This window comes from Cellulophaga baltica, assembly GCF_018861125.1.
GTDB classification, from domain to species: Bacteria; Bacteroidota; Bacteroidia; order Flavobacteriales; family Flavobacteriaceae; genus Cellulophaga; species Cellulophaga baltica_A.
This window is the reverse complement of record NZ_JAHKQN010000020.1, coordinates 199759-224931: the sequence shown is the minus strand read 5'-3', so window position 1 is coordinate 224931 and position 25173 is coordinate 199759. Positions and strand designations below refer to the sequence as shown.

Sequence of the window (25173 nt, the reverse complement as noted above, 5' to 3'; positions counted from 1 at the left end):
GTACTTAGTATAACGTTTAGATCTTGATTCTATTATACAATTAAGCTTAGTGTGGCAAGATAATCATAATGTTCACCTTCAAATACTAATTTGCAGTTAAAATTATTAGCTATAGCAGCACGTTGAAGCGTATTGTAGTCAATATACAACCAATCAAAAGCTTCACTTTTTTGGTTTTTATATTCCATATTAAAAGTGACTTCACCATAATAATCATTATCCGGAATCCAATATCCACCGTCCTCATCTTCTTGAAACATGTAGATAATATCACTTGAATCGAGTATAATTTGACCGTTAGGTTTTAAAAGTGATTTCAAGTGATTGAAAAACTTATTTAATTGATTTAGTTTTCCAGCCAAACCAATACCGTTCATTAAAAGTAAAAGTGTATCATATTGTCTACCAGAATAATCATATATATTACTGCAAACAACATTCTTTACACCTCTTTTTTTACAAACTTCAATTGCGCCAGCAGAATAATCTAATGCAATAACATTGTGTCCTTTTTCTTGTAAATACAAGCTGTGGCTCCCGGCACCACAACCAATATCTAAAACATCACCTTTACATAATGCTAGTGCATTTTGTTCTAATTTAGGCATATTTTTATAATCACGAAACAAATATGGCACGGGTATTGTATCTTCCTCATCAAGTGAAGAGTAAGTTATAATATCAGCAGTATGTTTTTTGTTTTGAAAGTCTAAAACGGCATTTCCTAAAATATCAGTTGGCATTTAATTTGTAATTTGCGACAAAAATCAGGTATTTAATCAACTTATAAAATAAAAAAAACGAATCGATATGAAATTAATAAATAAGATATTCATTTTATTTCTAGCAATTGGAGTTACAAGTTGCGCTCAAGAAACAACCTTTTCAGAAGATGTAATAGCTTATTTAAAAGTAAACGGTTCAGCAAAACAATATGACTTTGCTTATGCTGAGTTATTAAAAATGCTTGAAAAACAATACCCTAAATCAGATTCAAATTCTGAAGGGTGGACGTATTTAATGGCGAATAAAGAAAAATATGTGGGTGAAATGACTGAACTTTTGATTCCGATTTATCAAAAGAATTTTGACCAAGACACAATAAAAAAAATGACTGCTTTTTATGAGAGTGATGCTGGTAAACAACTAACTAGTGACCCTACTAAAATGACAATAGAGCAAAAGACTGCATTAAATAAATTTTACGCTTCTGATGAAGGAAAATTAATATTAGAAAAACAACCTTTATTGGCTAAAGAAGTATCTAAAGCCTCAGAGGGTTGGAGTCGTAATTTATATGAAACAGCAGTAAGTTTATTAAAATAATGGAAGATATTATTGCAGGCTTACCGAAACTAGCAAAAGACAAACAAAATGAGAATAAAAAATTTTTCGCGAAGCTAAAAAAGAAACCGCCGAAAAATTTAGATTATCTTATGCAAGATTTGCATGCTGAAGAATTTGAAAGAACAGATTGTTTAGAATGTGCTAATTGCTGTAAAACTACAGGTCCACTTTTTACCAATGCAGATGTTGAACGCATAGCCAAGTATTTTAGATTAAAACCACAGCAATTTATAACGCAATATTTACGCGTAGATGAAGAGAATGATTATGTATTACAGCAAGTACCTTGTACTTTTTTAGGTACTGATAATTATTGTTCTATTTATGATGTGCGACCAAAAGCATGTAGAGAATTTCCACACACCGATCGTAAAAAGTTTCAACAGATTAGTAACTTAACAATAAAAAATGTTGCTATTTGCCCAGCTGCATATAATATTGTTGAAGCCATGAAAAGTAAGTTGAATAAGTAAACTTGAATTAAGTTATTTGTAAATTATTGTCTGTAAAATACGATCTTAATAAAGATCATCATAGATATTTATTATATTTATACCTATGGAAAGTTTAATTAACTATTTTGAAAACATCCCTTCATTACATCGTTCGTTAATATTAATAGGTGGAATTAGTTTTTTTTGGGTTTTAGAAGGAGCTATTCCTTTGGTGCGTTTTAATTACGGAAAATGGAAGCACGCGTTACCAAATTTGTTTTTCACGTTTACGACTGTAATTATAAATTTTGCATTGGCTTTTTTACTTTTAAAGACTAGCGATTGGGTTAGTGCTAATCAATTCGGTGTAATTAATTGGATTGCTTTACCATTATGGGCATACATACTTTTAGGAGTTATGCTGTTGGACTTTTTTGGTGCTTATCTAGCGCATTATACTGAGCATAAAGTAAAACCCCTTTGGATGGTGCATTTGGTGCATCACACAGATCATAATGTAGATACAACTACAGCAAATAGGCATCACCCATTAGAAAGTTTGGTGCGTTTTGGATTTACTTTATTTGGAGTGCTTGTAGTTGGAGCCCCAATTGGTATTGTAATGTTATACCAGTCTTTATCTTTAATATCAACACAGTTTAACCATGCAAATATTAAATTACCAAGAAAGTTAGATGATTTGCTAAGTTGGGTGATTGTATCACCTGATATGCATAAAGTGCATCATCATTATGTATTACCGTATACAGATTCTAACTACGGAAATATATTTTCTATTTGGGATAGAATGTTCGGAACTTTTATGAAATTAGATAGAGATGCTATAGTTTATGGGGTTGATACTTTTCCGGACGAACTTGAAAATGGAAATTTAAAATCTTTATTGAAACAACCTTTTCATACCTACAGAAACCCAACAACGCTAGTTGAAGATTAATTGTACATTAAATACTTACTTCTAATTTTTTTAAATTTTTCTACATCAGGTTGCCAAGTGGCTCTTATTGCAGTGGCGGTCATACCAGCTTCAATTTGTTTTTGAAGTTTTGTGGTTCCGGCATGTTTAGTAAATCCGCTAGTTAAAAAGAATTTACTCTTATCAGATGTATTTGTATATGCATCAACAATCCATTGTAAATCAACGGTGCTGAGGTTTTTGGTGTCTACTTTAGTTAAATCTACTCCGTAGCAAGTTTTACCTTTCTCTTTTGGGTATTTAGATCCAAAATTAGATTCAGGAATATAAGTAAAATCGTATTTTGTTGTATCTAAGAATGAAGCACCATAGCGTTGAAATTGAAACTCGGTTCCACGGCCAGCATTAATGTTTGTACCTTCAAAAAGCCCTAGGCTTGGGTATAGTTTAATTGATAAATCATTCGGTAAATTTGGTGAAGGGCGTATTGGTAAACTATAGAAAGTTTCATGAGTGTAATTATCTAAAGGAATCACTGTAAGTGAGGCTTTCTTCCCATTTTCAAGCCAAGCTTCTCTATTAATCATAGTAGCATACTCTCCAATTGTCATCCCATATACTAATGGGATTTCGGCCATTCCTAAAAAGCTAGTGTGTTCAGTTTCCATTGTTGGTCCGTCAACATAATGTGCATTTGGGTTTGGCCTATCTAAAACTACAATAGGAATATTATTTTCTGCACAAGCTTCCATTACCAATTGTAAAGTAGCGATGTATGTGTAAAAACGAACTCCAACATCTTGTATGTCAAAAAGTACTAGATCAATATCTTTAAGTTGTTCTTTTGATGGTTTTCTATTTTTACCATAAAGGGAAACTAATGGAAGTCCAGTTTTTGTATCAACACCATCTTTAAAATGTTCACCAGCATCAACCTTACCTCTAAAACCATGTTCAGGAGCAAATACTTTACTAATTTTTATTTGGGAGCTTAGAAGTGAATCTATCAAATGTGTATTTCCTTCTTCATGAAAAATAACACTAGTCTGGTTGGCAACAACAGCAATATTCTTGTTTTTTAATAGCGGAAAGTAAGCTTCGGTTTTACTAGAAGCAATAACCAATGGTGGTTTTTCAATTTCTTCGGTATTTATTTGAACAATATCTTTTAAGTTACTAATGGTTTTCTTTGTCTTTCCGCATGAAGAAAGTATCAAAACCAATAATAAAAATGTATTTTTGAGACAAGATAAAATCATCATAAATTGAATTTAGAATATTTTATTGCTAAACGACTTTCGGTAGGTAAAGCGCATAAAAATAGTGTATCGGCACCAATAATAAAAATAGCAATTGCTGCAATTGCTATAAGTATTGTAATGATGCTAATTGCGATTAGTACAGGTGTTGGTTTAAAGAAGAAAATTAGAGAAAAAGTAGCCGCTTTTAACGGTCATATTCAAATAAGTAACTACGATAATAATTACTCAGAAGTTTCTCTCGTTCCTGTTTCTATAGATCAAGAATTTTATCCAGAATTTAAAAATATTTCAGGTATACAACATGTGCAAGCTGTTGCTAGTAAAGGTGGTATTGTTCGTACAGATGATACTGTCGAAGGTATTTTGGCAAAAGGTGTTGGTAAAGATTATAATTGGGATGTTTTTAAAGAATACGTCGTAGAAGGTCATGTACCAGATTATAGTGGAGAACGTACGGATGATGTATTAATCTCAAGATTGTTAGCAAGCCGATTAAAATTAAAGTTAGGAGATACATTTATGTCTGTTTTTCTTCGAGATAATGATGCATCAAAAATACCAAATCAACAAAAATCAAAAATTGTAGGTATCTATGATAGTGGCTTTGAGGAGTTTGACGCAACTTATGTTTTTATGGATATTCGCCACATTCAGCGGATGAATAAATGGGATACAGATCAAATAGGAAATTTTGAAGTTTTTTTAGATGATTTTGATTCCATTGATGAAAAAAATAATGAGATTTACGGGCAAACACTATCAACATTAAACACAAAGTCGATAAAAGATAAATACATGAACATTTTTCAATGGATAGATCTTTTTGACTTTAATATCGCTTTAATTATTGGTATTATGATTATTGTTGGAGGTATAAACATGATCACGGCTTTATTGGTTTTGATATTAGAACGTACACCAATGATTGGAGTTCTAAAAGCATTGGGGTCATCAAATTGGGATGTGCGTAAAATATTTTTATACAATGCAGCTTATCTAATTAGTATAGGTTTGGTGTTGGGTAACACTATAGGTTTAGGTTTTGTATGGGCTCAAGATAAATTTCGATTATTCAAATTCCCCAATCCTAAAGAGTATTATATGGAATATATTCCGGTGCATATAGATATTACTTCTGTGGTATTCTTAAATATAGGAGTTATGATTTTATGTTTGCTAATGCTTATAGTTCCTTCTTATATAATTACTAGAATTACACCTGTAAAAGCCATTAAGTTTGATTAAATTTAAGTGCTAATTATCAATGAATACTTATGAAAACAAAATACTCATTAATTGCGCTACTATTTATAAGCCTAAACATCTTCTCTCAAAAGGTTTCTAAAACCGAAAAAAAGATTCTTTCTAGTGTAACGAAAAATAATAAAGAAGCTATTCAGTTTCTTGAAGATGTTGTGAACATTAATAGCGGTACTCTAAATTTAGAGGGAGTAAAAAAAGTTGGTTTTGTTTTTAAAGATGCTTTTGATGCTATAAATTTTAATACACAGTGGATAGAAATGCCAGCTGAATTAAATAGGGCAGGGCACTTATTTGCTGAGACTAATGGTACTAAAGGCAAAAAGCTATTATTAATTGGTCATTTAGATACTGTTTTTGAGGAAGATAGTCCTTTTCAAAAATTTGAAATGATTAACGATAGTATTGCTCATGCTCCTGGTGGTAATGACATGAAAGGTGGCAACGTGATTATTCTGTATGCATTAAAAGCCTTACAGGAAAATGGACTATTAAAAAATGCACAAATTATAGTTGCTTTTACGGGTGACGAAGAAAGTACTGGTAAACCTTTAACTATTAGTAGAAAAGATTTAGTCGATGCTGCTAAACGAAGTGATATTGCGTTGGGTTATGAAACGTCTACAGGTTTTAATTATGCAACCGTTGCCCGTAGAGGGTCTTCAAATTGGGAGGTAGAAGTTACAGGTAAAAGAGCACATTCTTCAGGGATATTTAATGATGAAGTTGGGGCTGGAGCTGTCTTTGAAATGTCAAGAATATTAAATGATTTTTATGAAGAAGTTAGAGGTGAAGAGTATCTAACTTTTAATCCTGGAGTTTTATTAGGTGGAACTTTTGTTGATTTTGATGCAAAAACGGGTAAAGGAGATGCTTTTGGCAAAACAAATGTTGTAGCGCAAACAGCTATAGTAAAAGGTGGTTTACGATTCATGTCTGAAGAACAAAAGGAAACTGCTAGAGCAAAGATGCGTGAGATAGTTAAAAATAATTTACCTCATACAAGTACAACTATTACTTTTCAAGATAGTTACCCAGCTATGAGACCTACAGAAGGGAATAAAACTTTATTGAAAGAATTAAACCAAGTAAGTTTAGATTTAGGTCAAGGTGAAGTTTTAGCTTATGACCCAGGAAAAAGAGGTGCAGCAGACACTTCATTTGTTGCCGAATATGTTGATGCTTTAGATGGTTTAGGAACTATGGGAACAGGAGCACATACACCAGAAGAAACAGTAAACTTAAATACTATAGAAGCTTTGACTAAAAGAACAGCAATTTTAATTTACAGATTAATAAATCAATAATATAATGACAACACTATCTTACAAAAATAAAACTGTAAAAATTGACCAAGGAGAATTGATAAGTTATCTTGTTGAAGGTCATGAGTATATTCATCAAAAGGGGAGTCCTGGTTGGCGAAGTGCAGATACTGAAATGTTTCCGATTATTGGCCCGACTGCTGATGCCAATTTTAGAGTAAAAACAGCTAAAGGTGAAGCCGTTCAAGATCAACATGGTTTGTTACGTGAAATGGATTATGAGTTAGAAAGTGCAGATGAAACTAAGGCAGTTTTTGAAAAAAAATATATAGCGGGTACACAGGTTAATAATTCAAAATTCCCTGCAAAATCAACAGAAGAAATTTTAGCTTGGCCGTATGACTTCACATTTAAGAAATCTTTTAATTTATCTGGAAACGGCTTAGTTATTAGTTTTTCTATCTCAGGGGAACAAAATATGCCTTTTATGCTAGGGTATCATCCGGCATTTAATTTAGTAACCAAAGCACCTATAATTAAAGCTAAAGGTAAAGAGATTACATTAGCTGAGGTTTTAGCTGTTGGTAATCGTGCTTATCAAGTAAAAAATTGTACTGAAATTGTTTTAAAAGATAAAAAAGAACTAAAAATAACGTCAGAAGGGTTTGGTAGTTTTATGCTTTGGACAGAAGTAGAAAACATGATTTGTATAGAACCAATTACTTTTTATCCATACGAAGTAAAGCAAGAAAATTTAGCTGAAGGTTTTATGTATTTAGAAGATAGAGAGGAGCAGTTTACGTTAACTATAGCAGTAGTTTAATTATTCTATTTATAAAGTTGTAGGTAACAAAAGTTACATTTTTTAAAAATCTATTGGCCTAAATTTGCCCCATGCAAAAATTTATACCTTTACTACAATGGTTGCCAAAATACCGAAAAGAAAACCTTTCAAAAGATTTGATTGCGGGACTAACTGTTGGTATTATTTTAATTCCGCAAGGTATGGCTTATGCTATGATAGCAGGTTTACCACCTGTTTATGGGTTGTATGCTGCGTTAATGCCAGTTCTAGGCTATTTGTTTTTAGGAACTTCTAGGCAAGTATCAGTAGGCCCAGTAGCAATGGATTCATTATTGGTAGCTGCAGGTTTAGGAACATTAGCTTTAACCGGAGTTGAAAATTATATTACCATGGCTGTTTTTTTAGCTTTTATGGTGGGTAGTATTCAATTTTTATTAGGGGTATTTAAAATGGGTTTTTTGGTTAATTTTTTATCAAAACCTGTAATTAGTGGCTTTACGTCAGCAGCTGCTTTAGTTATTATATTTAGTCAATTAAAGCATTTATTAGGTACAGAAACAGAGAAAAGTAACCATTTTCACCAATTAGTAATAAATGCTATTTCTAAAATTCCAGAAGCTAACATATATGATATAACTATTGGTGTTTTAGGAATTATAATAATCATGGTTATAAAGAAAATAAGCAAACGGATACCTTCAATACTAATTGTGGTCGTTTTGGGAATATTAGCGGTATACTTATTCAGTTTAGAAAATTTTGGAGTTCATATAGTAGGCAAAATTCCTACAGGGTTACCAAGTTTTGCTATTCCGGAAATCAACCTGAATAATGCATTACAAATTTGGCCTATCGCATTAACCTTAGCATTAGTTGGGTATTTAGAAACTATATCTATAGGTAAAGCATTAGAAGATAAATCAGGAGAAGAAACCATTCAACCTAACCAAGAATTAATTGCATTAGGAGTTTCAAATATGTTAGGTTCTTTATTTCAATCGTATTCCTCAACAGGTAGTTTTTCAAGGTCAGCTATAAACGGTGAAGCAGGAGCAAAAACAAATTTATCGGCTTTATTTAGTGTAATTATGGTGATAGGAACCTTGTTATTTTTAACTCCGGTTTTTTATTATTTGCCAAAAGCGGCATTAGCTAGTATAATCATGGTATCGGTACTTGGTTTAATTGATTTGACCTATGCTAAGAGACTTTGGAATAAACGAAAAGATGAGTTTTCAATTTTATTAATTACATTTTTAATCACATTATTTGTAGGTATTCCGCAAGGTATTTTAATTGGAGTTTTAAGTTCTCTACTATTAATGGTTTATAGAACATCAAAGCCACACTTTGCAGTTTTAGGAAAAATAAAAGATTCAGATTACTATAAAAATGTAGACCGATTTACAAACGATATTGATGTTCGCGATGACTTACTAATTATCCGTTTTGATTCGCAACTGTATTTTGGTAACACCAGTTATTTTAAAGAGCAGTTGTTTAATGAAATTGATAAAAAAGCTAGTAAATTGAAAGGTGTAATTCTTAATGCAGAAGCAATAAATTATATAGACTCATCTGCAGCACATATGCTTACAAAAGTAATACGAGAAATACATCAAAAAAACATACAGTTTTATATAGCAGGCGCAATAGGGCCTACACGTGACATTATATTTAGTAGTGGTATTATTGGTGAGTTACATAGAGAATTTTTGTTTGTTAGGACGAAAGATGCTGTTGACTTTTTTGATGACCCAACATCGTTAACGAGCATGCAAGGTAAAATTGCATATCAAAATAGGTTGAAAGTGTAACTATTGTTACTGTGGTAATTAAAAAATAAGGATATTTTTACAATATAAAATACAATTCATTTAAGTTTATTATTAAAGAAATAGATTATGAAGATTGAACAAATATATACAGGTTGTTTAGCACAAGGTACTTACTATATTGAGAGTGAAGGTGAAGTTGCTATTATAGATCCATTACGTGAAGTTGATCCTTATATTAAAAAAGCAACTGATGATAATGCTAAAATCAAATATATTTTTGAAACTCATTTTCATGCAGATTTTGTGAGTGGTCACGTAACACTAGCCAAAGAAACCGGTGCGCAAATTATTTACGGACCAAATGCAAATCCTTCTTTTGAAGCTATTATAGCAGTAGATGGTCAAGAGTTTAAAGTTGGAGCTTTAACAATAGTAGTTTTACATACTCCAGGGCATACAATGGAGAGTTCAACATACTTATTAAAGGATGAAAAAGGAAAAGACCATGCAATATTTTCTGGCGACACTTTATTTTTAGGTGATGTTGGCCGTCCAGATTTAGCACAGAAAGCTGCTGATATGACTCAAGAAGATTTGGCAGGCATTCTTTTTGATAGTTTACGGACTAAAATTATGCCTTTAGCAGATGATGTTATTGTATATCCAGCACATGGTGCAGGTTCAGCATGTGGTAAAAACATGATGAAAGAAACGGTTGATACTTTAGGCAATCAAAAGAAGATGAATTATGCACTTAGAGCTGATATGACCAAGGATGAATTCACAAAAGAAGTTACTGAAGGTTTGTTGCCACCACCAAAATACTTCCCTTTAAATGTAAAAATGAATAAAGAGGGATACGAAGATTTTAATGAGGTTTTAGAACGTGGCGCTACCGCGATGTCACCTGATGATTTTGAGAAAGCAGCAAATGAAACTGGAGCTATTGTTTTAGATGTACGTCATCAAAATGATTTTGTAAAAGGACACATCCCTAGATCAATATTTATTGGTTTGAATGGTGATTTTGCTCCTTGGGTTGGTGCATTAATTGCTGATGTAGAGCAACCATTATTATTGGTGACTCCTGAAGGAAAAGAAGAAGAAGCAATCACTCGTTTATCACGAGTTGGTTTTGATGGTACAATTGGGTTTTTAAAAGGCGGATTTGAAGCATGGAAAAATACATCAAAAGAAGTAGATACCATTACATCTATAACAGCAAAAGAAGTATCTGATGTTTTATCTAATGAAGCTCATGAAGTATTTGATGTTCGTAAAGAATCAGAATACATTTCTGAACATGTGATTAATGCTAAAAATACGCCTTTAAGTGATTTAAATAACTATTTAGATGCGTATCCTGAAAAAGGTACTTTTTACATGCATTGCGCAGGTGGTTACCGATCAGTTATCGCAGCATCAATTTTAAAAAGTAGAGGAATTCATAACTTTGTTGATATAGCAGGCGGTTTTGGTGCAATTAAAGAAACGCCAATAAAGGTTTCAAACTACGTATGCCCAAGTACACTTTAAAAATATAATAATCAAATAATTAGCCCTGTTTGCCTTAGTTGGTAAACGGGGCTAATTATTATTAATAAACTGATTTTTATCATTTTATTTAGTTGTTAAGAAGTATAATTTAGTAATATAATCAACAACTAAATACGATGTATAAGCAATTAATGATTTCACTGGTAAATTGGAATAACGGAATTATAATGATTGGCATTTTTGCCCTTGTGGTTATTGTACTTGTTCTAATTATTCTTTCATTTATCAATAGTGAAAAGCAAAAATGATTTTAATTAGTAAAGTCATAGATAAACTAGATTTCTAAAGTTTTTCCGGTTTATCTTTGACTTTCTTTTACAAACTTTCAGAAACGGCTTGAACTTCATCTAAAACACGAAGCAAGTTGCCACCCCATAATTTAGCTATTTCTTTCTCAGTATAGCCTCTTTTTACGAGCGCTAAGGTCACGTTAAAAGTTTCAGAAGCATCTGACCAACCTTCAATACCACCACCACCGTCAAAGTCAGAACTTATACCAACGTGGTCAATACCGATTAATTTTACCATATAATCTATATGGTCAATAAAATCAGAGACATTTACTGCAGGTGGTGCAATTTTATCATTAGCAACTAAATTTTTTCCTATTTTTTTTACCTCAGTGTAATTTTTAAAAAAAGCTTTCTTTTCAATATCTGAAAGTGTTTTAATTTCAGAGCGTTCATGTAAAGTGATGTTTAGCGAATCAGCTATTTTAGAATACACTTCTTTCATATATGCATCTCTAGCTTCGTGTTTTTCAGTGTTTAAGTATGAACTAAACGCAACAGTTTGTACAACTCCACCATTTTCTTTTAGTAGAAGTAATTGCTCGTCATCTAAATTTCTACTGTGCTCACATAAAGCTCTTGAAGAAGAGTGTGACGCAATAATTGGTGCTTTTGATAAAGCTATCATCTCTTTCATTGCTTCTTTTGAGGGGTGAGAAATGTCAATCATAATACCAAGCTTGTTCATTTCTTCCACGCCTTTTTTACCTAAATCACTTAAACCATTATAAAACCAAATACTATCTTTTTCACCAGTATTAGAATCTGAAAATTGACTATGACCATTATGTGATAATGAAATATAACGAGCACCTAAATCATAATACTTTTTAAAGTTTGTTAGGTCTTCACCAATGGGGTATGCGTTTTCAACACCAATCATAGCAACTTTTTTACCTGAATCGTGGATTCTTCTTACATCATCAGAATTTAAAGCTAATTCAATTCTTTCAGGAGCATATACCTCACACAAACGATGGATAGCATCAAACTTATCCATCGCATTTTTTGATGCTTTTTTATATCCAAATGGGGTTAAAGAGTCTTGACCAGTGTATACAATTAGCCAAGTAACATCAAGACCACCTTCTTCCATTTTAGGAAGATTAATTTGAGTATCTAGACGTTGCGTGTAATTTATAGTGTCATTAAAATGATCTACATTAATGTCATTATGCGTATCAATAGTAATTACATTCTTGTGAATACGTTGTGCTTTTTCTTCAATAGTTTCAGTTGGGTTAATTTCTTTTGCTGGCTCACCTTTGCAGGAGGTTAAAAAAGTAACGATTAACACTGTAAGATAAAGTGCTTGTTTGTTTTTCATTTTAATTATGAATTTTGGTTGATAATTAGTTTGCTATATTAAACTTAAGCTTTTTTAGACTTTATTTAAAAAAATAGCTGTAATAAATTATCTAATTGGTAAGTATCTAAATATTAATTGTTGCATTTTTAAACTATTCATTTTTGTTAGCTTTAATTGCGAATTTGATGTTTTCTGTATTATTTTTTTCGGGCCTATTGATATTAACTGTATTGTCAATAGTTATGGTATTTATCCTTTAGAATTTACATCGCGTTTTGGTTTTTCTCAAATTTTTATGCTAAGAGCAGAAATACCAGAACCTATGGGAGAGTTGTTATTCAAAGTAGCAACAGGTGATAATTTGAAATCATTTTGCTTAAAAAACCGTTTTACCTTAATGAAAAGTGCTAGTGCCATGAAACTTTTAACATTTAAATGAGCTAAAAAATCTCATTTGAGTTATAAATTATATATATTTTTGCTTATTATTAATAAGATATTACCTACATTTATATTGAATCCTTAGATTTAAAAATTATGAGAGTTGATAAAGTATGCATAATAGATGATGACCCTATCTTCGTTTATGGTACCAAAGTAATCTTGAATTATAATAGAAGTTTTTGTTCTAATATTATGGTTTATGAGAACGGAGAAGAGGCGTTAGAAGATCTAGTAAATGAATTAAAGAATGAAGAAAAATTACCAGAGGTTATTTTTTTAGATTTAAATATGCCAATTATGGATGGATGGGGTTTTTTAGATAATTTTTGTAAAATTCCAAATATAGAATCGCAAACAAGTATTTATATTTTAAGTTCATCAATTAATCCTGATGATATTAATAAGTCAAAAAATTATAGCATAGTTAAAGATTTTATTCAGAAACCTTTAACAGATGCAAAATTCACTAAATTACTTGAGGGTATTGAAGTTTGTAATAGTTAATTTAAGATTAGTCTAAAGTAAAAAAACCTCTTAATTTTAATTAAGAGGTTTTTTATAGTTTTAAGTGCTTTTAAAATTATACTGCGATTTTTTCAGCGACTTCCATTCGTTCCCAATTACGGTGTTGTGAAATAGCATTAATAAAATCTTTAGGATTTTTATTAATCAAAATTGCTTTGTCAGATTTGTTATTGGCTATAACTGTATTATTTAATAAATCTTCACCTTCGTTTGAAGTAGCTATAGCTTTACAATGCTTAAATGCTTCATTTATAAATTTGGTAAATTTTGCTTTAGATAGTAAAGCATCAATAGATTTTTTTCCTCCAGGAACATACAGCGCATCAAAAAGTACACTCTCAGTGGTCATTATTGAAGCATCAACTTTATGTTCCATATTTTCATCACAAATTATAGTGCCACCATGTGGCGCTACAAGTTTTACAACTGCATTTTCTTTTTCTAATGCTTTTTTCATAGCATCGAAATCTTTCATATTGAATCCGTCCGCAACTAAAAATGCAATTTGTCTTGTTGCAATAGAATCAAATTTTGTTTTCGCTTGACTCAATTCTGGAGATTCTTCCAAATATACCTTCTTTTTAACAGGTTGATGATCTTCAATATTTGCATTAGCTCCAATTGCTTGATTAATTGGTCTTTCAATATCATCAGGAATTTTCATACCAAGGTTTTCAGCAACACTGCTTGCTAAATCTTCATCTATCTGTGCAATTATCCAAAGCATACGGCTTTTAATATGCTCATGGTTACACTTCCCTAATTCAAAAGAATAAGCACCAATTACATGATTTTTTTCCCATTGCGCTAAACTTCTATAAAATAGTGCTGGTTGTGAAAAATGATCGCTAAAGCTTTCACTTCTGGTACGAATTTTATTTGCATCAATACGCTCTTGGTAAGCTTCAAAACCACCTTCTTCAACTGATGATAAGTAAGGGCAACCACCGCTTAATGAGTTGGGGAAATACGCTGTTTGTCCTTTAGGAATTTCGGTTTGCATATGTCCGTCCCTTTGGTTGTTATATGTTTCCGTAACTGGTTTATTAATCGGGATTTGATGGAAGTTATGACTCCCTAGTCTTGATAGTTGTGTATCTCTATATGAGAACAAACGACCTTGAAGTAGCGGATCATTCGTGAAATCTATTCCAGGAACTACATTGCCTGGTAAAAAGGCAACTTGTTCAGTTTCCGCAAAAAAGTTATCAGGATTTCTGTTTAAGACCATTTTCCCGATAATTTTTACAGGTACGGTTTCTTCAGGTATTAATTTAGTAGGGTCAAGTAAATCAAAATCAAATTTGTGTTCATCTGCTTCTGGTATAATTTGTAAACCTAATTCCCATTCAGGAAATTGACCTGCCTCAATAGCTTCCCATAAATCTCTTCTATGAAAATCTGAATCTGCACCACTAATTTTTAGAGCTTCATCCCATGTAACAGAATGCACCCCTAATTTTGGTTTCCAGTGGAATTTTACAAAATGAGCTTCTCCTTTTTTATTAATTAATCTAAAAGTATGAATACCAAAGCCTTCCATCATTCTAAAACTACGAGGAATACCTCTATCACTCATTACCCAAATATGATTGTGTAATGTTTCAGTAGTTAAAGAAACAAAATCATAAAAAGTATCATGTGCTGATGCTGCTTGTGGAATTTCGTTATTAGGTTCAGGTTTAACAGAATGTATCAAATCAGGAAACTTCATAGCATCTTGAATAAAAAAGACAGGCATGTTGTTACCTACCAAATCCCAAGTACCTTCCTCAGTATAAAACTTAACAGCAAAACCTCTAACATCACGTGCTAAATCTGTAGATCCTTTCGATCCTGCAACAGTAGAAAAACGGACAAATACAGGTGTTTTTCTTGAAGTATCTGTGAAAATACCAGCTTTAGAATACTCTTCAATACTGTCATAAAGTTCAAAATAACCATGAGCAGCACTACCTCTAGCGTGAACAATTCTTTCAGGAATACGCTCATGATCAAAATTGTGTATTTTTTCTCTCAAAAGAAAATCTTCTAATAAGGTTGCTCCTCTTGCACCAGCTTTTAATGAATTGTTAGTGTCATTAACTTTCAAGCCTTGTCGCGTTGTAAGTGGCTTATCTTTATAATCAATTTTAGAGTTCTCTAATTGTCTGCTTTTTTCTGTAGCTGTTTTTTTGTCTTCCATCTTGCTATGTTTTATAATGTAATAAGTGAACATAAATTTAGATGTATGTACCAAGTATAAATGACTATAAAAATAAAATGATTGACGCTAATGCAATACGGTTAAAACAAAAAAAAGTCATTACCTAAGTAATGACTTTTAAAATCTATTTAATGGGTGTTTTTAATTATTTACTATAAATGCATGAATTACACCTGGTAGCCAAGCAAACAGCGTTAGTAATACACTAATTAAAAAAGTGGTTCCTAATCCATGTTTTAAAAATACAGCTAATGGTGGTAATAAAATATTTAAAATAATAGTTAGTAGTGACATAATTTGTTTGTTTTTAAGTTATTACAAATTTAGAGTTTAACTACCATTCTTTTTAACGCAATCTATTCTTTTCTTATCTGATACAAAATTTCACAATTCTGTAACATATTAATATGAGCTAACAAAATGTGTTATATGATTAAATTATTGTCAACTTTAAGGCTAGTTTAGTATTAAAATTAATCAAAGAAATTATATATGTATAGCAACACAATTTTAAGTCAGATAACGGAATCTTTATTTGATATAGAAGAGAAGACATTAGTATTAATTATATTATCAGCTATAGGTATTTATATTGCTATAATAATTTATACGCGAATATTTGGCAAACGAAGTTTTTCAAAAATGTCAAGTTTTGATTTTGCGATGACAGTATCTGTTGGATCAATGATTGCTACAACTGTACTTTCAGACTCGGTTAATTTAAGTGAAGGAGCACTTGGTTTAGTAATGGTCTATGCCTTACAATTATTAGCGGCATATTTTAGAAGGTTTTCAACGTTTAGAAAAATAATTGATAACCAACCTACATTACTAATGGACGGTGAAGAAATTTTAAAAGAGAACTTAAAAAAAGTAAGGGTAACCGAAGGTGATTTAAGGTCTAAACTTAGAGAAGCTAATGTAATACGGCTATCAGATGTAAAAGCTGTAATATTTGAAACTACAGGAGATATGGTGGTATTGCACAAAGATGATAATACTGAGATTGAGCCTTGGATATTAAAAGATGTGAAGCGTTAGAAATAATAAATTATAAACCCCTTGAAAATTCAAGGGGTTTATAATTTGAGATATTAATATTCTCGCATTTTTTCTTTTCGTTTTGATAGTTGCCTTTCCAATTCATTTATTGTATCAGCAATAGCATTTTCAAAATTTTCATGACTTGACTCCGCAAACAATCGCGGACCAGGTAAACTTAATCTTATGTTACAGATTTTACCTGTTTCGTCTGATGAGGTGTTTTCTTCTTTAAAAAAAACATCAGCTCTAATAAGCATGTCATTTTTTTCTTTTAACCTATCTAATTTTTCTTTCACCATTGTTTCTAATCTGTCACTTGAAGTAACATCATGGTATTCGTATATAATCTGCATAGTTCTTTTATTTATTACAATTAATCATCCAACTGACACCATATTGGTCATTACACCTACCAAAATGTCCCCATTCTCTTTCTCTGAATTCATGGTGTATTCTACCACCAGTTGAGAGTTGGTCGAAAATTTCTTTAGCATCATCAACTTTGTCCAAATCAACACTCATGTGAATTTGACTTCCGTTATTAATAGGGGTGTCAGGGGAAGCATCATAAGCCATAAAATTCACACCTTTACCTTTTAATTCGGCATGTTGTAATTTGTTACGATAGTTACCCGGAACATCTATTTTTTTGTCCTCATAAGTTTGAAGGTTTTTGATTTCTGCATTAAATATATCCCCATAAAAGTTTAGGGCTTCTTGACAATTGCCATTAAAGGCTAAATAAGCTTGTACGTTCATAATTTTTTTGTTTTCATCTAAATTATAAACTTAGTAGAACAGCTATTTGCTCGATAAGAATAAGTTTTGATGCAATTCAGTTTTGCACTTATAGTAAAATAAAACTTTACATTTCAACGTAAAATAGAAACAAACAATAAATGGGTGTTTTTAATTGTTTTATTTTTAGTTAGCTATGTGTAGTAAATCAATTATTAGAACTTAAAACTACAAAGAGAAAATGGTAAAAGGTTGGTGTAAATTAATATATTATATAAATAGATAATAGGGTCGTATAAAACCAAAATACATAAATTCAGGGGAAATAAGTCTCTATTGTATTTATAATCAAAAAAACAATTTCAAAGTAAAAATAAGTTTAATAATAAATGAATAAGCAAACTCCAATCAAAGTCATATTGTGTATAATACTTCTTGCAGGAAGTACATTTCTTTATTTAGCTATAAGTCGTACTATTGATACGATAAATTTTATTAAAACATCACAACTAACAAAAGGATATATATACGATTTTGAAACTGAGAATAGTAGAGATTCTAATGGAGATAAATCTAGAAATAAATATACAAAAGTTTTGTTTGTTGATGATGATGGTAATAATGTTCGTATTCGCTCTTCAAGTTCAACTTCATTTACCACTGATAGAATAGGAGATGAGGTTGAAGTACGTTATATTACAGGAAAAAGCGAGGAAGCTCGCATTTCAAGTTTTTTCTCAGACATGTGGGGCTTAACGCTCTTGTTTGGTTTGTTTGGAATCATTTTTACGGCTCCAGGATTTATTCTAGTTTGGAATTTAGTTTATGATATAATATTTAACATTAAAAATAGGTGAGAGAAATAAACTTTTGTTTTTTAAGGTTATCCTCAATAAGTTTTAAATATTTGAGAGCTATTGTTTTTCGATAAGTAACTAAAATGAATCTTTCCCTTTTAAAAAATCAAGCTCATTAGTTTTTATAACGTAGCCTACACGAACCATTGATGTAAATTGATCGTAATCAATTAAATTCTCAGTGTAACCAGCAAACCATTCAAGCATTATATATTGATTTGAGTTGTGTTTAAAAGGTCGGTAATAAAATCGAGATCTAATTAAACCTTTCAAATCCCACTTTAAACCTTTTCTTGCTTTGATTTCAAAAATAAGTTTGTTTCGTATAAAATCATGTGAAGCTGTTACTTCTCCGAGTCCAACATAATCTAATAAATCAGAATTCCCTGCTTTGTAACTAAATGGAATCCAGCCTTTCACAGTTAAAATGGTTTTAGGACTTATATTTGTACTGTACTTAAGACTCAGTCTATTCCAGCTTCTAGAGTAAATACTATCTCTACCATTTGACTCATGTTCTAAGAAAAAGGAACCAAAACCTTTTAACCGGTTATTTTTATCAAAAAATGCTTTTCCTAAACCAATAGTTGGGTTAAAATTTATTTCTGTAAAAGGGTAGGAGTCTTTATATATATCCCAAAAAGCTTTTTGACTATAGGTTAAAAATAAATAAGTTTCCCAGGGTAAAACATTTTTAGTAATTAATTGTTTAAAACTAATTTGATATTTAGCATTGGCAGTATTGCTATTAATAGCTTTGTTTGTAGGTACACCTGTAATAAAATAATTGTCTTTATGTATTGTAAAATAGGGTGTATTTTGTAAAGTGTCTTTAAGTTCCTGCCTCGTAATATTTTGCCCTTTTAAAGTACAAGAATAAAGCACTGTAAAAATAAGGAGTAGTTTTATGGGCTCCAAAACATTAGCTTTTTTATAATTCATTTATTTTGATTGATATTATATCATGCATAGTTATAAAATTTTATGAAGGAATATTATCCCGATTGCAACTAAAGTTGATTAAATCAGATTTTAAATATGTTTTCTAAAAAACGAAAAATTAGGAATTATTAAACTAGGAGAAGTAAAATTGTCAACGATAAATATAAACCCTTATAAATACTAGCGTTTATAAGGGTTTTAGTGGAGCCGGGGAGAATCGAACTCCCGTCCAAACAAGCAATTACAATGCTTTCTACGTGCTTAGTTTTCATTTGGTTTTCGATGCACAACCGACTGAAAACGGCCTATTGTACACTTAGCTTCTTTAAATTTTAGTGGCAGTATCAAAGCAATACTACCCTTGTGTTGATATTTCTGGTGCTCCATAAAGAATCGCCATCAACAAGGGCTATTCAGGAACATCTCGCTTCTCTACCTTGTAGAGACGAGGCTAATCTTACTATAATTCAGATTAAGCGGCAAGAGCGTAATTGTTTTCGCCAATTAAAAGTGTGGAAAATGAGATTTACGAGCTGTATCCCAGCGCTCGGCATGCTTACATTCCAATTGGTCTCGCTGTCAAAACCAGTCGGCCCCATGAACTAGATACTTTTGTATCTGTAGTAGTTTGTTTAAGAACTACTATATTCGTTCTTTTCAATGAACTTAATAATGCTGTAAAAAATAAAACTATTTAAAACAGCGGTCGGCAAAGGTACTTCAAAAAGTATTCCAAAAAAAGTTTTGTTAGTCATCTTGTCATAAGTTAAATTTACAAGTAGTCATCAATCAAAAGTTATAAAAATACATTCTATGAAATTCGGAATTATTACAGAACGAAAAAACCCGCCAGACAAACGTGTTGTTTTATCACCTGATGCTTGTAAAAAAGTGCTTAAGAAATTTGACAAAGCAAGCATTTTAGTTGAGCCATCATCCATTAGAACTTTTAAAGATGATGCATATAAGAATGCTGGTATTACAGTGTCTGATGCTATGGAAGATTGCGATGTATTATTGGGTGTTAAGGAGGTTCCTATTGAAAACTTAATTCCGAATAAAAAATACTTTTTCTTTTCACATACCATAAAAAAACAACCTTATAATCGAGATTTATTATTGGCTGTTTTAAATAAGAATATAGAGTTGTATGATCATGAGGTTATAATTAATGAAAAAGAACAACGTTTAGTTGCTTTTGGTAGGTATGCGGGTATAGTTGGCGCATACAATGGTTTTAGAACATTTGGTTTAAAATTCAATTTGTTTCAATTGCCTAAAGCTGAAAATTTGACCGATCAAGAGGCATTAATTTCTGAGCTAAATAAAATTAAACTTCCAAACATTAAAATTCTATTAACCGGAAAAGGAAGAGTAGGTAATGGCGCGAAAGAAATGCTTGACGCAATGAATTTAAAAAAAGTAACTGTTGCATCGTATTTGGTTGATGATTTTGATGAGCCTGTATATTGCCAGATTGATGCATCGGAATACAACAAACGTAAAGATGGTGTTCGTGGTAATAAAGCTGATTTTTTTGCAAATCCAGATGAATACAAATCAGACTTTTTTCGCTTTGCAAAAGTGACAGACTTTTACATAGCGGGTCATTTTTATGCAGATGGTGCTCCGTATTTATTTACAAGAAAAGATGCCAAAGACTCGAAATTTAAAATTAAAGTTGTTGCTGATGTAAGTTGTGATATTGATGGTCCAGTGGCTTGTACTATAAAGCCTTCAACAATAGCAGATCCTATTTATGGATATGATCCAGAATCGGAATCAGAAACTGATTTTAAGCAAACAAATGCGATTGCAGTTATGGCTGTAGATAATTTACCTTGCGAGTTACCGCGTGATGCTAGTGTGGGTTTTGGTGAAGCATTTTTAAAGAATGTGATTCCTGCATTTTTTAATGATGATAAAAATGGTGTTTTAGAACGCGCAAGAATGACTGAAAATGGAAAGTTAACTAAACGATTTAGCTATTTGCAAGAGTATGTTGATGGTTTAGAATAGCTTATTTCTTATTTAATTTTTCAGATTTTAAAACCGTTTTTGCAATTAATAGATAAGATAGCCACATAAAGGCACCAAAAACAAAAGTCCATATCCAAGCTTCAATATAATATAAACTATTGACGATACCTTGTAAAAGAGTATAAGGCTTTGTGACTACATCCCAGGAGTTAAATCTTAAAAAGCGACCTAAGAATATTCCGTAACCACCTAATAAGCAAGTACTAATTACTACAAATTTTGAGATATTCTTATTATATTTTTTATGTAAAATATGGTATATATCTTGAATAGAAATGGCGCCTAAAACTAATCCGTTTGCGGCAAAAATAAATATCAAGATAAAATCAAACCATTGAATGCCATAGTTGTTGTCTACATGTTTTAAATCAGTAACTATATAAGGGCTATTAGGTATAAAAAGTAACCATAATACAAAAAACAGAATGCTTAGCGGTACTGATTGTTTTATTAATTTGAAGTGTTTTAAACCTTTAGAAAGTGCCAGTGGTATTATTGCTAAGAACAAATTCCACCATAAAAACGTAAAAAAAATTGTTTGCGTAGTAGCGACTCTTACAACTAGTAAAGCTGAGCCAATAAGAGTTAAATACCATAAAAAAAGGTAGATTTTATTACTTTTTACGCTATGAACAAGATGTTTCAAATTATCCTTTATTAGAATAACGACAATCGTTAAATATTGTTGTGAGTTTCGTGGTTACTTTTCTTACCATTAAAATAAATAATAAATATGCTTTATAATCGTTACTATCATCTAAACCAATTAGATTGTAACAATGAAAAAATATTTTGCACTAGGAGTGTTAATTATTAATATGTTTAGCTGTTCTACAGATAAAATGGAGGATGGTACTACTGAAATTGAAGATCAAATATTAACAGGTACTGTAGAAGGGCAAGCTTTTACTTTTATGGGAGGTATGGCCTTCTCAAGTACTAATTTTAGTGATGAAGAAGTGTATGTACTTAATTTAACGAATGAGTCAGTAACTTGTGAAACTGATATTTTCGATTACGGATTGAGAATTAGCGTAACTGTTTTAAAAGAAGAAGGAGAGCAAAATGATGTAAATATTGTCACTCAAGATGGCGATAATACACCATTTAATAGTCTACAACAATCAATTGAAATAACGATGATTTCTGATACTGAAATATCAGGAAAAATGTCATTAAATAAATCTGAATCATCAATAAGTCCAGAAAGTATTTTTGAAGGAACGTTTACAATTCCTATTTGTGATAATTAATTAAATATAGTTTTATATTATAAAAAAGGCTTTTAAGAATAAATCTTAAAAGCCTTTTTTTGTTTTATAATTTCTACTGTAAACCGTTTACAGTCTTTCTAATAGCAACTAAATTAGTTAGCAATCTTTCTAAATAATCTAAATGTAACATATTAGCACCATCACTTTTAGCATTTGCGGGATCAAAATGTGTTTCCATAAAAATACCATCAGCACCAGTAACAATACCAGCTCGGGCAATGGTTTCAATCATATCAGGTCTGCCACCAGTAACACCACTAGTTTGGTTTGGTTGTTGTAATGAGTGAGTAACATCTAAAACCACAGGCGCATATTGTTTCATAGTTGGTATTCCTCTAAAATCAACTATCATATCCTGGTAGCCAAACATAGTACCACGATCAGTTACCATAACTTGTTCGTTGTTTGAATCTGTTACTTTAGTAACGGCATGTTTCATACTTTCCGGACTCATAAACTGCCCTTTTTTTAAGTTTACCGTTTTACCTGTATTTGCCGCTGCAACAACTAAATCTGTCTGGCGAACTAAAAAAGCAGGTATTTGTAGTATATCAACATATTCTGCAGCTTTGGCAGCATCTTCATTAGTATGTATATCTGTAACTGTAGGCACTTTAAAAGTTTCTGATACTTTACGCAATATTTTTAAAGCTTTTTCATCGCCAATACCAGTAAAAGAATCTACTCTACTACGGTTTGCTTTTTTAAAACTTCCTTTAAAAATATAGGGAATATTCAACTTATCAGTTAGAGTAACTACTTTTTCAGCAATACGCATGGCCATATCTTCACCTTCAATAGCGCAAGGACCACAAAGCAGAAAAAAGTTATTACTATCTGTATGCTTAATTTGGGGTATTTTATCTAGTTTCATAGTGTGTGAAATATTAAAGAACAAAGATAGTTGATTTTATACCGAATTGATATTTGTTGAACTCACTATAAATCAGTCATCTAAAAAAAAACAAACTTTGTGTGACAGTAAAAAAAATAGAGTACCTTTGCGGAAAATTCAGCGGGAAAAGTTCCTAATAATTAAGTATATATGTCAGCAACAAAAAATATTGCCATTATTGCCCATGTCGATCACGGGAAAACTACCTTGGTAGATAAAATTATGTATCACTGTCAGTTGTTTAGAGAAAATCAAAACACAGGTGATTTAATCTTAGATAACAACGATCTAGAACGTGAAAGAGGTATTACAATTACTTCTAAAAACGTATCTGTTGTTTATAAAGACACTAAAATTAACATAATTGATACCCCTGGTCACGCCGATTTTGGTGGTGAAGTTGAGCGTGTATTAAATATGGCAGATGGTGTTTTATTGCTTGTAGATGCTTTTGAGGGTCCAATGCCTCAAACACGTTTTGTATTACAAAAAGCAATTGATATGGGGTTAAAGCCATGTGTAGTTGTAAATAAAGTAGATAAAGAAAACTGTACTCCTGAAGAAGTTCATGAGAAAGTTTTTGATTTAATGTTCGAATTAGGTGCTGAAGAATGGCAACTAGATTTTCCAACAGTTTACGGTTCAGCTAAAAATAACTGGATGAGTGAAGATTGGAAAAACGAAACTGAAAATATTGAGCCATTATTAGATATGGTTATCGAGCATATTCCAACTTTTGAACCAAAAGAAGGAAATACTCAAATGTTAATTACTTCTTTAGATTTCTCTTCATTTACTGGTCGTATTGCTATTGGTAGATTAGTTAGAGGTGGTTTAAAAGAAGGACAACAAGTTTCTTTGGTAAAAAGAGATGGTTCTATTGTAAAAACAAAAATAAAAGAGCTCTATACTTTTGAAGGTCTTGGTAGACTAAGAGTAGAAGAAGTTAAAACAGGAGATATTTGTGCTATTGTAGGTCTTGAAGGTTTTGAAATTGGTGATACTGTTGCTGATATTGAAAACCCTGAGGCATTAAAAACAATTGCTATTGATGAGCCAACGATGAGTATGTTGTTCACAATTAACGATTCTCCTTTCTTTGGTAAAGATGGTAAGTTTGTAACTTCTCGTCACATTAAAGATCGTTTAGAAAATGAATTAGAGAAAAACTTAGCATTACGTGTTAATGAAACTGATAGTGCTGATAAATTTTTAGTATTTGGTAGAGGTGTATTACACTTATCTGTATTAATTGAAACAATGCGTCGTGAAGGGTACGAACTTCAAATTGGACAGCCACAAGTAATTATCAAAGAAATTGATGGTGTTAAATGTGAGCCTGTTGAAGCATTAACTATTGATTTACCTGAAGAAGTTTCTGGTAAAGCTGTAGAGATGGTATCTATGCGTAAAGGAGAAATGACTAGTATGGAAGCTAAAGGAGATCGTATGATATGCGAATTCTTAATTCCTTCACGTGGTATCATAGGTCTTAGAAACCAATTATTAACTGCTACTGCTGGTGAGGCTATTATGGCACACCGTTTCTTAGAGTATCAACCAATGCGTGGGGATATTCCTCAACGTCAAAATGGTTCTTTAGTTTCTATGGAAACAGGTAAATCAATTCCTTATTCTATTGATAAATTACAAGATAGAGGTAAGTTCTTTGTTGATCCAGGAGAAGATATCTACGAAGGTCAAGTTATAGGTGAAAACTCAAGAGGTGATGATATGACTGTAAACATCACTAAAACTAAGAAGTTATCTAACGTACGTTCTTCAGGAGCAGATGATAAAGCTAAAATTGTACCAGCTATCAAATTCTCATTAGAAGAAGCTTTAGAATATATACAAAAAGATGAGTATGTTGAGGTGACTCCTTCTCATTTAAGATTGCGTAAAATTTACTTAACAGAAAATGAGCGTAAGCGTAATAAAATAGCATAATTAATTTAATTATT

At 31.5% G+C, this 25173-nt stretch carries 24 protein-coding genes and 1 other RNA gene; 14 read left to right on the top strand and 11 right to left on the bottom strand.

The window, feature by feature from the left end; genetic code table 11:
- Positions 1 to 32 precede the first annotated feature (32 nt).
- The gene (locus tag KO500_RS11265; RefSeq protein WP_215956650.1) at positions 33 to 743 is read right to left on the bottom strand and encodes a class I SAM-dependent methyltransferase; all 711 of its coding nucleotides are present in this window, start codon (positions 741 to 743) and stop codon (positions 33 to 35) included.
- A gap of 67 nt (positions 744 to 810) precedes the next feature.
- Between KO500_RS11265 and KO500_RS11260 the strand changes: the two genes are divergently transcribed.
- The 3 genes from KO500_RS11260 to KO500_RS11250 all read left to right on the top strand — a co-directional run bounded on the left by KO500_RS11260 (position 811) and on the right by KO500_RS11250 (position 2739).
- On the top strand, positions 811 to 1326 hold the full coding sequence (locus KO500_RS11260; protein WP_215956649.1) for a DUF2059 domain-containing protein: 516 nt from the start codon (positions 811 to 813) through the stop codon (positions 1324 to 1326).
- Complete coding sequence (locus KO500_RS11255; protein WP_215956648.1) at positions 1326 to 1820, top strand: YkgJ family cysteine cluster protein; 495 nt, start codon at positions 1326 to 1328, stop codon at positions 1818 to 1820. Before KO500_RS11260 ends, KO500_RS11255 begins: the two co-directional genes overlap by 1 nt.
- Before the next feature lie 85 nt (positions 1821 to 1905).
- Positions 1906 to 2739, top strand: a complete 834-nt coding sequence (locus KO500_RS11250; protein WP_215956647.1) for a sterol desaturase family protein — start codon at positions 1906 to 1908, stop codon at positions 2737 to 2739.
- Here the strand turns inward: KO500_RS11250 and KO500_RS11245 are convergent.
- Positions 2736 to 3980 carry an exo-beta-N-acetylmuramidase NamZ family protein gene (locus tag KO500_RS11245; protein WP_215956646.1) on the bottom strand — a complete coding sequence of 415 codons (1245 nt, stop codon included), beginning with the start codon at positions 3978 to 3980 and terminating at the stop codon, positions 2736 to 2738. The two genes, KO500_RS11250 and KO500_RS11245, sit on opposite strands and share 4 nt — an antisense overlap.
- A gap of 3 nt (positions 3981 to 3983) precedes the next feature.
- Between KO500_RS11245 and KO500_RS11240 the strand changes: the two genes are divergently transcribed.
- From KO500_RS11240 to KO500_RS11220, 5 genes are all read left to right on the top strand, one after another.
- Positions 3984 to 5225, top strand: a complete 1242-nt coding sequence (locus KO500_RS11240; RefSeq protein ID WP_215956645.1) for an ABC transporter permease — start codon at positions 3984 to 3986, stop codon at positions 5223 to 5225.
- A gap of 29 nt (positions 5226 to 5254) precedes the next feature.
- Positions 5255 to 6547 carry a M20/M25/M40 family metallo-hydrolase gene (locus KO500_RS11235; protein ID WP_215956644.1) on the top strand — a complete coding sequence of 431 codons (1293 nt, stop codon included), beginning with the start codon at positions 5255 to 5257 and terminating at the stop codon, positions 6545 to 6547.
- 4 nt (positions 6548 to 6551) lie between these two features.
- A complete protein-coding gene (locus tag KO500_RS11230) occupies positions 6552 to 7328 on the top strand; it encodes an aldose 1-epimerase (RefSeq protein ID WP_215956643.1) in 777 nt (258 codons plus the stop codon).
- Between the two features lie 71 nt (positions 7329 to 7399).
- Positions 7400 to 9127, top strand: coding sequence for a SulP family inorganic anion transporter (locus KO500_RS11225; RefSeq protein WP_215956642.1), 1728 nt, complete (start codon positions 7400 to 7402; stop codon positions 9125 to 9127).
- Between the two features lie 87 nt (positions 9128 to 9214).
- Positions 9215 to 10624, top strand: coding sequence for an MBL fold metallo-hydrolase (locus tag KO500_RS11220; RefSeq protein WP_215956641.1), 1410 nt, complete (start codon positions 9215 to 9217; stop codon positions 10622 to 10624).
- Between the two features lie 336 nt (positions 10625 to 10960).
- On the opposite strand, the gene KO500_RS11215 is transcribed toward KO500_RS11220, so the two are convergent.
- Positions 10961 to 12262 (bottom strand): dipeptidase, encoded by a 1302-nt coding sequence (locus KO500_RS11215; protein WP_215956640.1) that lies wholly within the window; start codon positions 12260 to 12262, stop codon positions 10961 to 10963.
- Positions 12263 to 12781: 519 nt separating this feature from the next.
- Between KO500_RS11215 and KO500_RS11210 the strand changes: the two genes are divergently transcribed.
- Entirely contained in the window at positions 12782 to 13192 is a 411-nt protein-coding gene (locus KO500_RS11210) for a response regulator (RefSeq protein ID WP_215956639.1), read from the top strand.
- A 76-nt stretch (positions 13193 to 13268) separates the two neighbouring features.
- Here the strand turns inward: KO500_RS11210 and KO500_RS11205 are convergent, their stop codons facing one another.
- Both KO500_RS11205 and KO500_RS11200 read right to left on the bottom strand, forming a co-directional pair.
- The gene (locus KO500_RS11205; protein ID WP_215956638.1) at positions 13269 to 15398 is read right to left on the bottom strand and encodes a catalase; all 2130 of its coding nucleotides are present in this window, start codon (positions 15396 to 15398) and stop codon (positions 13269 to 13271) included.
- Between the two features lie 162 nt (positions 15399 to 15560).
- Entirely contained in the window at positions 15561 to 15713 is a 153-nt protein-coding gene (locus KO500_RS11200) for a YqaE/Pmp3 family membrane protein (RefSeq protein WP_215956637.1), read from the bottom strand.
- Between the two features lie 198 nt (positions 15714 to 15911).
- Here KO500_RS11200 and KO500_RS11195 point away from each other — a divergent pair, with 198 nt between their 5' ends.
- Positions 15912 to 16460 carry a DUF421 domain-containing protein gene (locus KO500_RS11195; RefSeq protein WP_215956636.1) on the top strand — a complete coding sequence of 183 codons (549 nt, stop codon included), beginning with the start codon at positions 15912 to 15914 and terminating at the stop codon, positions 16458 to 16460.
- Between the two features lie 53 nt (positions 16461 to 16513).
- On the opposite strand, the gene hpf is transcribed toward KO500_RS11195, so the two are convergent.
- Together hpf and KO500_RS11185 are read right to left on the bottom strand one after the other, a co-directional pair.
- Positions 16514 to 16816, bottom strand: coding sequence for a ribosome hibernation-promoting factor, HPF/YfiA family (gene hpf / locus KO500_RS11190; RefSeq protein WP_215956635.1), 303 nt, complete (start codon positions 16814 to 16816; stop codon positions 16514 to 16516).
- Between the two features lie 7 nt (positions 16817 to 16823).
- Positions 16824 to 17222 (bottom strand): VOC family protein, encoded by a 399-nt coding sequence (locus KO500_RS11185; protein WP_215956634.1) that lies wholly within the window; start codon positions 17220 to 17222, stop codon positions 16824 to 16826.
- Positions 17223 to 17590: 368 nt separating this feature from the next.
- Here KO500_RS11185 and KO500_RS11180 point away from each other — a divergent pair, with 368 nt between their 5' ends.
- Positions 17591 to 18058 (top strand): DUF3592 domain-containing protein, encoded by a 468-nt coding sequence (locus tag KO500_RS11180; RefSeq protein WP_215956633.1) that lies wholly within the window; start codon positions 17591 to 17593, stop codon positions 18056 to 18058.
- 78 nt (positions 18059 to 18136) lie between these two features.
- Here KO500_RS11180 and KO500_RS11175 read toward each other — a convergent pair whose 3' ends face one another.
- A complete protein-coding gene (locus KO500_RS11175) occupies positions 18137 to 19000 on the bottom strand; it encodes a phospholipase A (RefSeq protein ID WP_215956632.1) in 864 nt (287 codons plus the stop codon).
- A 199-nt stretch (positions 19001 to 19199) separates the two neighbouring features.
- Positions 19200 to 19597, bottom strand: a transfer-messenger RNA (tmRNA) gene (gene ssrA / locus KO500_RS11170).
- 216 nt (positions 19598 to 19813) lie between these two features.
- On the opposite strand from ssrA, the gene KO500_RS11165 reads away from it, so the two are divergent.
- The gene (locus KO500_RS11165) at positions 19814 to 21019 is read left to right on the top strand and encodes an NAD(P)-dependent oxidoreductase (protein WP_215956631.1); all 1206 of its coding nucleotides are present in this window, start codon (positions 19814 to 19816) and stop codon (positions 21017 to 21019) included.
- Position 21020: 1 nt separating this feature from the next.
- On the opposite strand, the gene KO500_RS11160 is transcribed toward KO500_RS11165, so the two are convergent.
- On the bottom strand, positions 21021 to 21686 hold the full coding sequence (locus KO500_RS11160) for a DUF1361 domain-containing protein (RefSeq protein WP_215956630.1): 666 nt from the start codon (positions 21684 to 21686) through the stop codon (positions 21021 to 21023).
- A gap of 133 nt (positions 21687 to 21819) precedes the next feature.
- Here KO500_RS11160 and KO500_RS11155 point away from each other — a divergent pair, with 133 nt between their 5' ends.
- Positions 21820 to 22293: a hypothetical protein gene (locus tag KO500_RS11155; RefSeq protein ID WP_215956629.1), complete on the top strand. Its 474-nt coding sequence runs from the start codon at positions 21820 to 21822 to the stop codon at positions 22291 to 22293.
- A gap of 73 nt (positions 22294 to 22366) precedes the next feature.
- On the opposite strand, the gene kdsA is transcribed toward KO500_RS11155, so the two are convergent.
- Positions 22367 to 23188, bottom strand: a complete 822-nt coding sequence (gene kdsA, locus KO500_RS11150; protein WP_215956628.1) for a 3-deoxy-8-phosphooctulonate synthase — start codon at positions 23186 to 23188, stop codon at positions 22367 to 22369.
- Between the two features lie 171 nt (positions 23189 to 23359).
- Here kdsA and typA point away from each other — a divergent pair, with 171 nt between their 5' ends.
- Positions 23360 to 25159: a translational GTPase TypA gene (typA, locus tag KO500_RS11145; RefSeq protein ID WP_215956627.1), complete on the top strand. Its 1800-nt coding sequence runs from the start codon at positions 23360 to 23362 to the stop codon at positions 25157 to 25159.
- The last annotated feature ends 14 nt before the right edge of the window (positions 25160 to 25173 follow it).

Excerpts from the sequence above, each read along its gene's own strand:
- KO500_RS11265 (WP_215956650.1), bottom strand. The coding sequence starts at position 743 with ATGCCAACTGATATTTTAGGAAATGCCGTTTTAGACTTTCAAAACAAA.
- KO500_RS11260 (WP_215956649.1), top strand. The coding sequence starts at position 811 with ATGAAATTAATAAATAAGATATTCATTTTATTTCTAGCAATTGGAGTT.
- KO500_RS11255 (WP_215956648.1), top strand. The coding sequence starts at position 1,326 with ATGGAAGATATTATTGCAGGCTTACCGAAACTAGCAAAAGACAAACAA.
- KO500_RS11250 (WP_215956647.1), top strand. The coding sequence starts at position 1,906 with ATGGAAAGTTTAATTAACTATTTTGAAAACATCCCTTCATTACATCGT.
- KO500_RS11245 (WP_215956646.1), bottom strand. The coding sequence starts at position 3,980 with ATGATGATTTTATCTTGTCTCAAAAATACATTTTTATTATTGGTTTTG.
- KO500_RS11235 (WP_215956644.1), top strand. The coding sequence starts at position 5,255 with ATGAAAACAAAATACTCATTAATTGCGCTACTATTTATAAGCCTAAAC.
- KO500_RS11230 (WP_215956643.1), top strand. The coding sequence starts at position 6,552 with ATGACAACACTATCTTACAAAAATAAAACTGTAAAAATTGACCAAGGA.
- KO500_RS11225 (WP_215956642.1), top strand. The coding sequence starts at position 7,400 with ATGCAAAAATTTATACCTTTACTACAATGGTTGCCAAAATACCGAAAA.
- KO500_RS11220 (WP_215956641.1), top strand. The coding sequence starts at position 9,215 with ATGAAGATTGAACAAATATATACAGGTTGTTTAGCACAAGGTACTTAC.
- KO500_RS11215 (WP_215956640.1), bottom strand. The coding sequence starts at position 12,262 with ATGAAAAACAAACAAGCACTTTATCTTACAGTGTTAATCGTTACTTTT.
- KO500_RS11210 (WP_215956639.1), top strand. The coding sequence starts at position 12,782 with ATGAGAGTTGATAAAGTATGCATAATAGATGATGACCCTATCTTCGTT.
- KO500_RS11205 (WP_215956638.1), bottom strand. The coding sequence starts at position 15,398 with ATGGAAGACAAAAAAACAGCTACAGAAAAAAGCAGACAATTAGAGAAC.
- KO500_RS11200 (WP_215956637.1), bottom strand. The coding sequence starts at position 15,713 with ATGTCACTACTAACTATTATTTTAAATATTTTATTACCACCATTAGCT.
- KO500_RS11195 (WP_215956636.1), top strand. The coding sequence starts at position 15,912 with ATGTATAGCAACACAATTTTAAGTCAGATAACGGAATCTTTATTTGAT.
- hpf (WP_215956635.1), bottom strand. The coding sequence starts at position 16,816 with ATGCAGATTATATACGAATACCATGATGTTACTTCAAGTGACAGATTA.
- KO500_RS11185 (WP_215956634.1), bottom strand. The coding sequence starts at position 17,222 with ATGAACGTACAAGCTTATTTAGCCTTTAATGGCAATTGTCAAGAAGCC.
- KO500_RS11180 (WP_215956633.1), top strand. The coding sequence starts at position 17,591 with ATGAATAAGCAAACTCCAATCAAAGTCATATTGTGTATAATACTTCTT.
- KO500_RS11175 (WP_215956632.1), bottom strand. The coding sequence starts at position 19,000 with ATGAATTATAAAAAAGCTAATGTTTTGGAGCCCATAAAACTACTCCTT.
- KO500_RS11165 (WP_215956631.1), top strand. The coding sequence starts at position 19,814 with ATGAAATTCGGAATTATTACAGAACGAAAAAACCCGCCAGACAAACGT.
- KO500_RS11155 (WP_215956629.1), top strand. The coding sequence starts at position 21,820 with ATGAAAAAATATTTTGCACTAGGAGTGTTAATTATTAATATGTTTAGC.
- kdsA (WP_215956628.1), bottom strand. The coding sequence starts at position 23,188 with ATGAAACTAGATAAAATACCCCAAATTAAGCATACAGATAGTAATAAC.
- typA (WP_215956627.1), top strand. The coding sequence starts at position 23,360 with ATGTCAGCAACAAAAAATATTGCCATTATTGCCCATGTCGATCACGGG.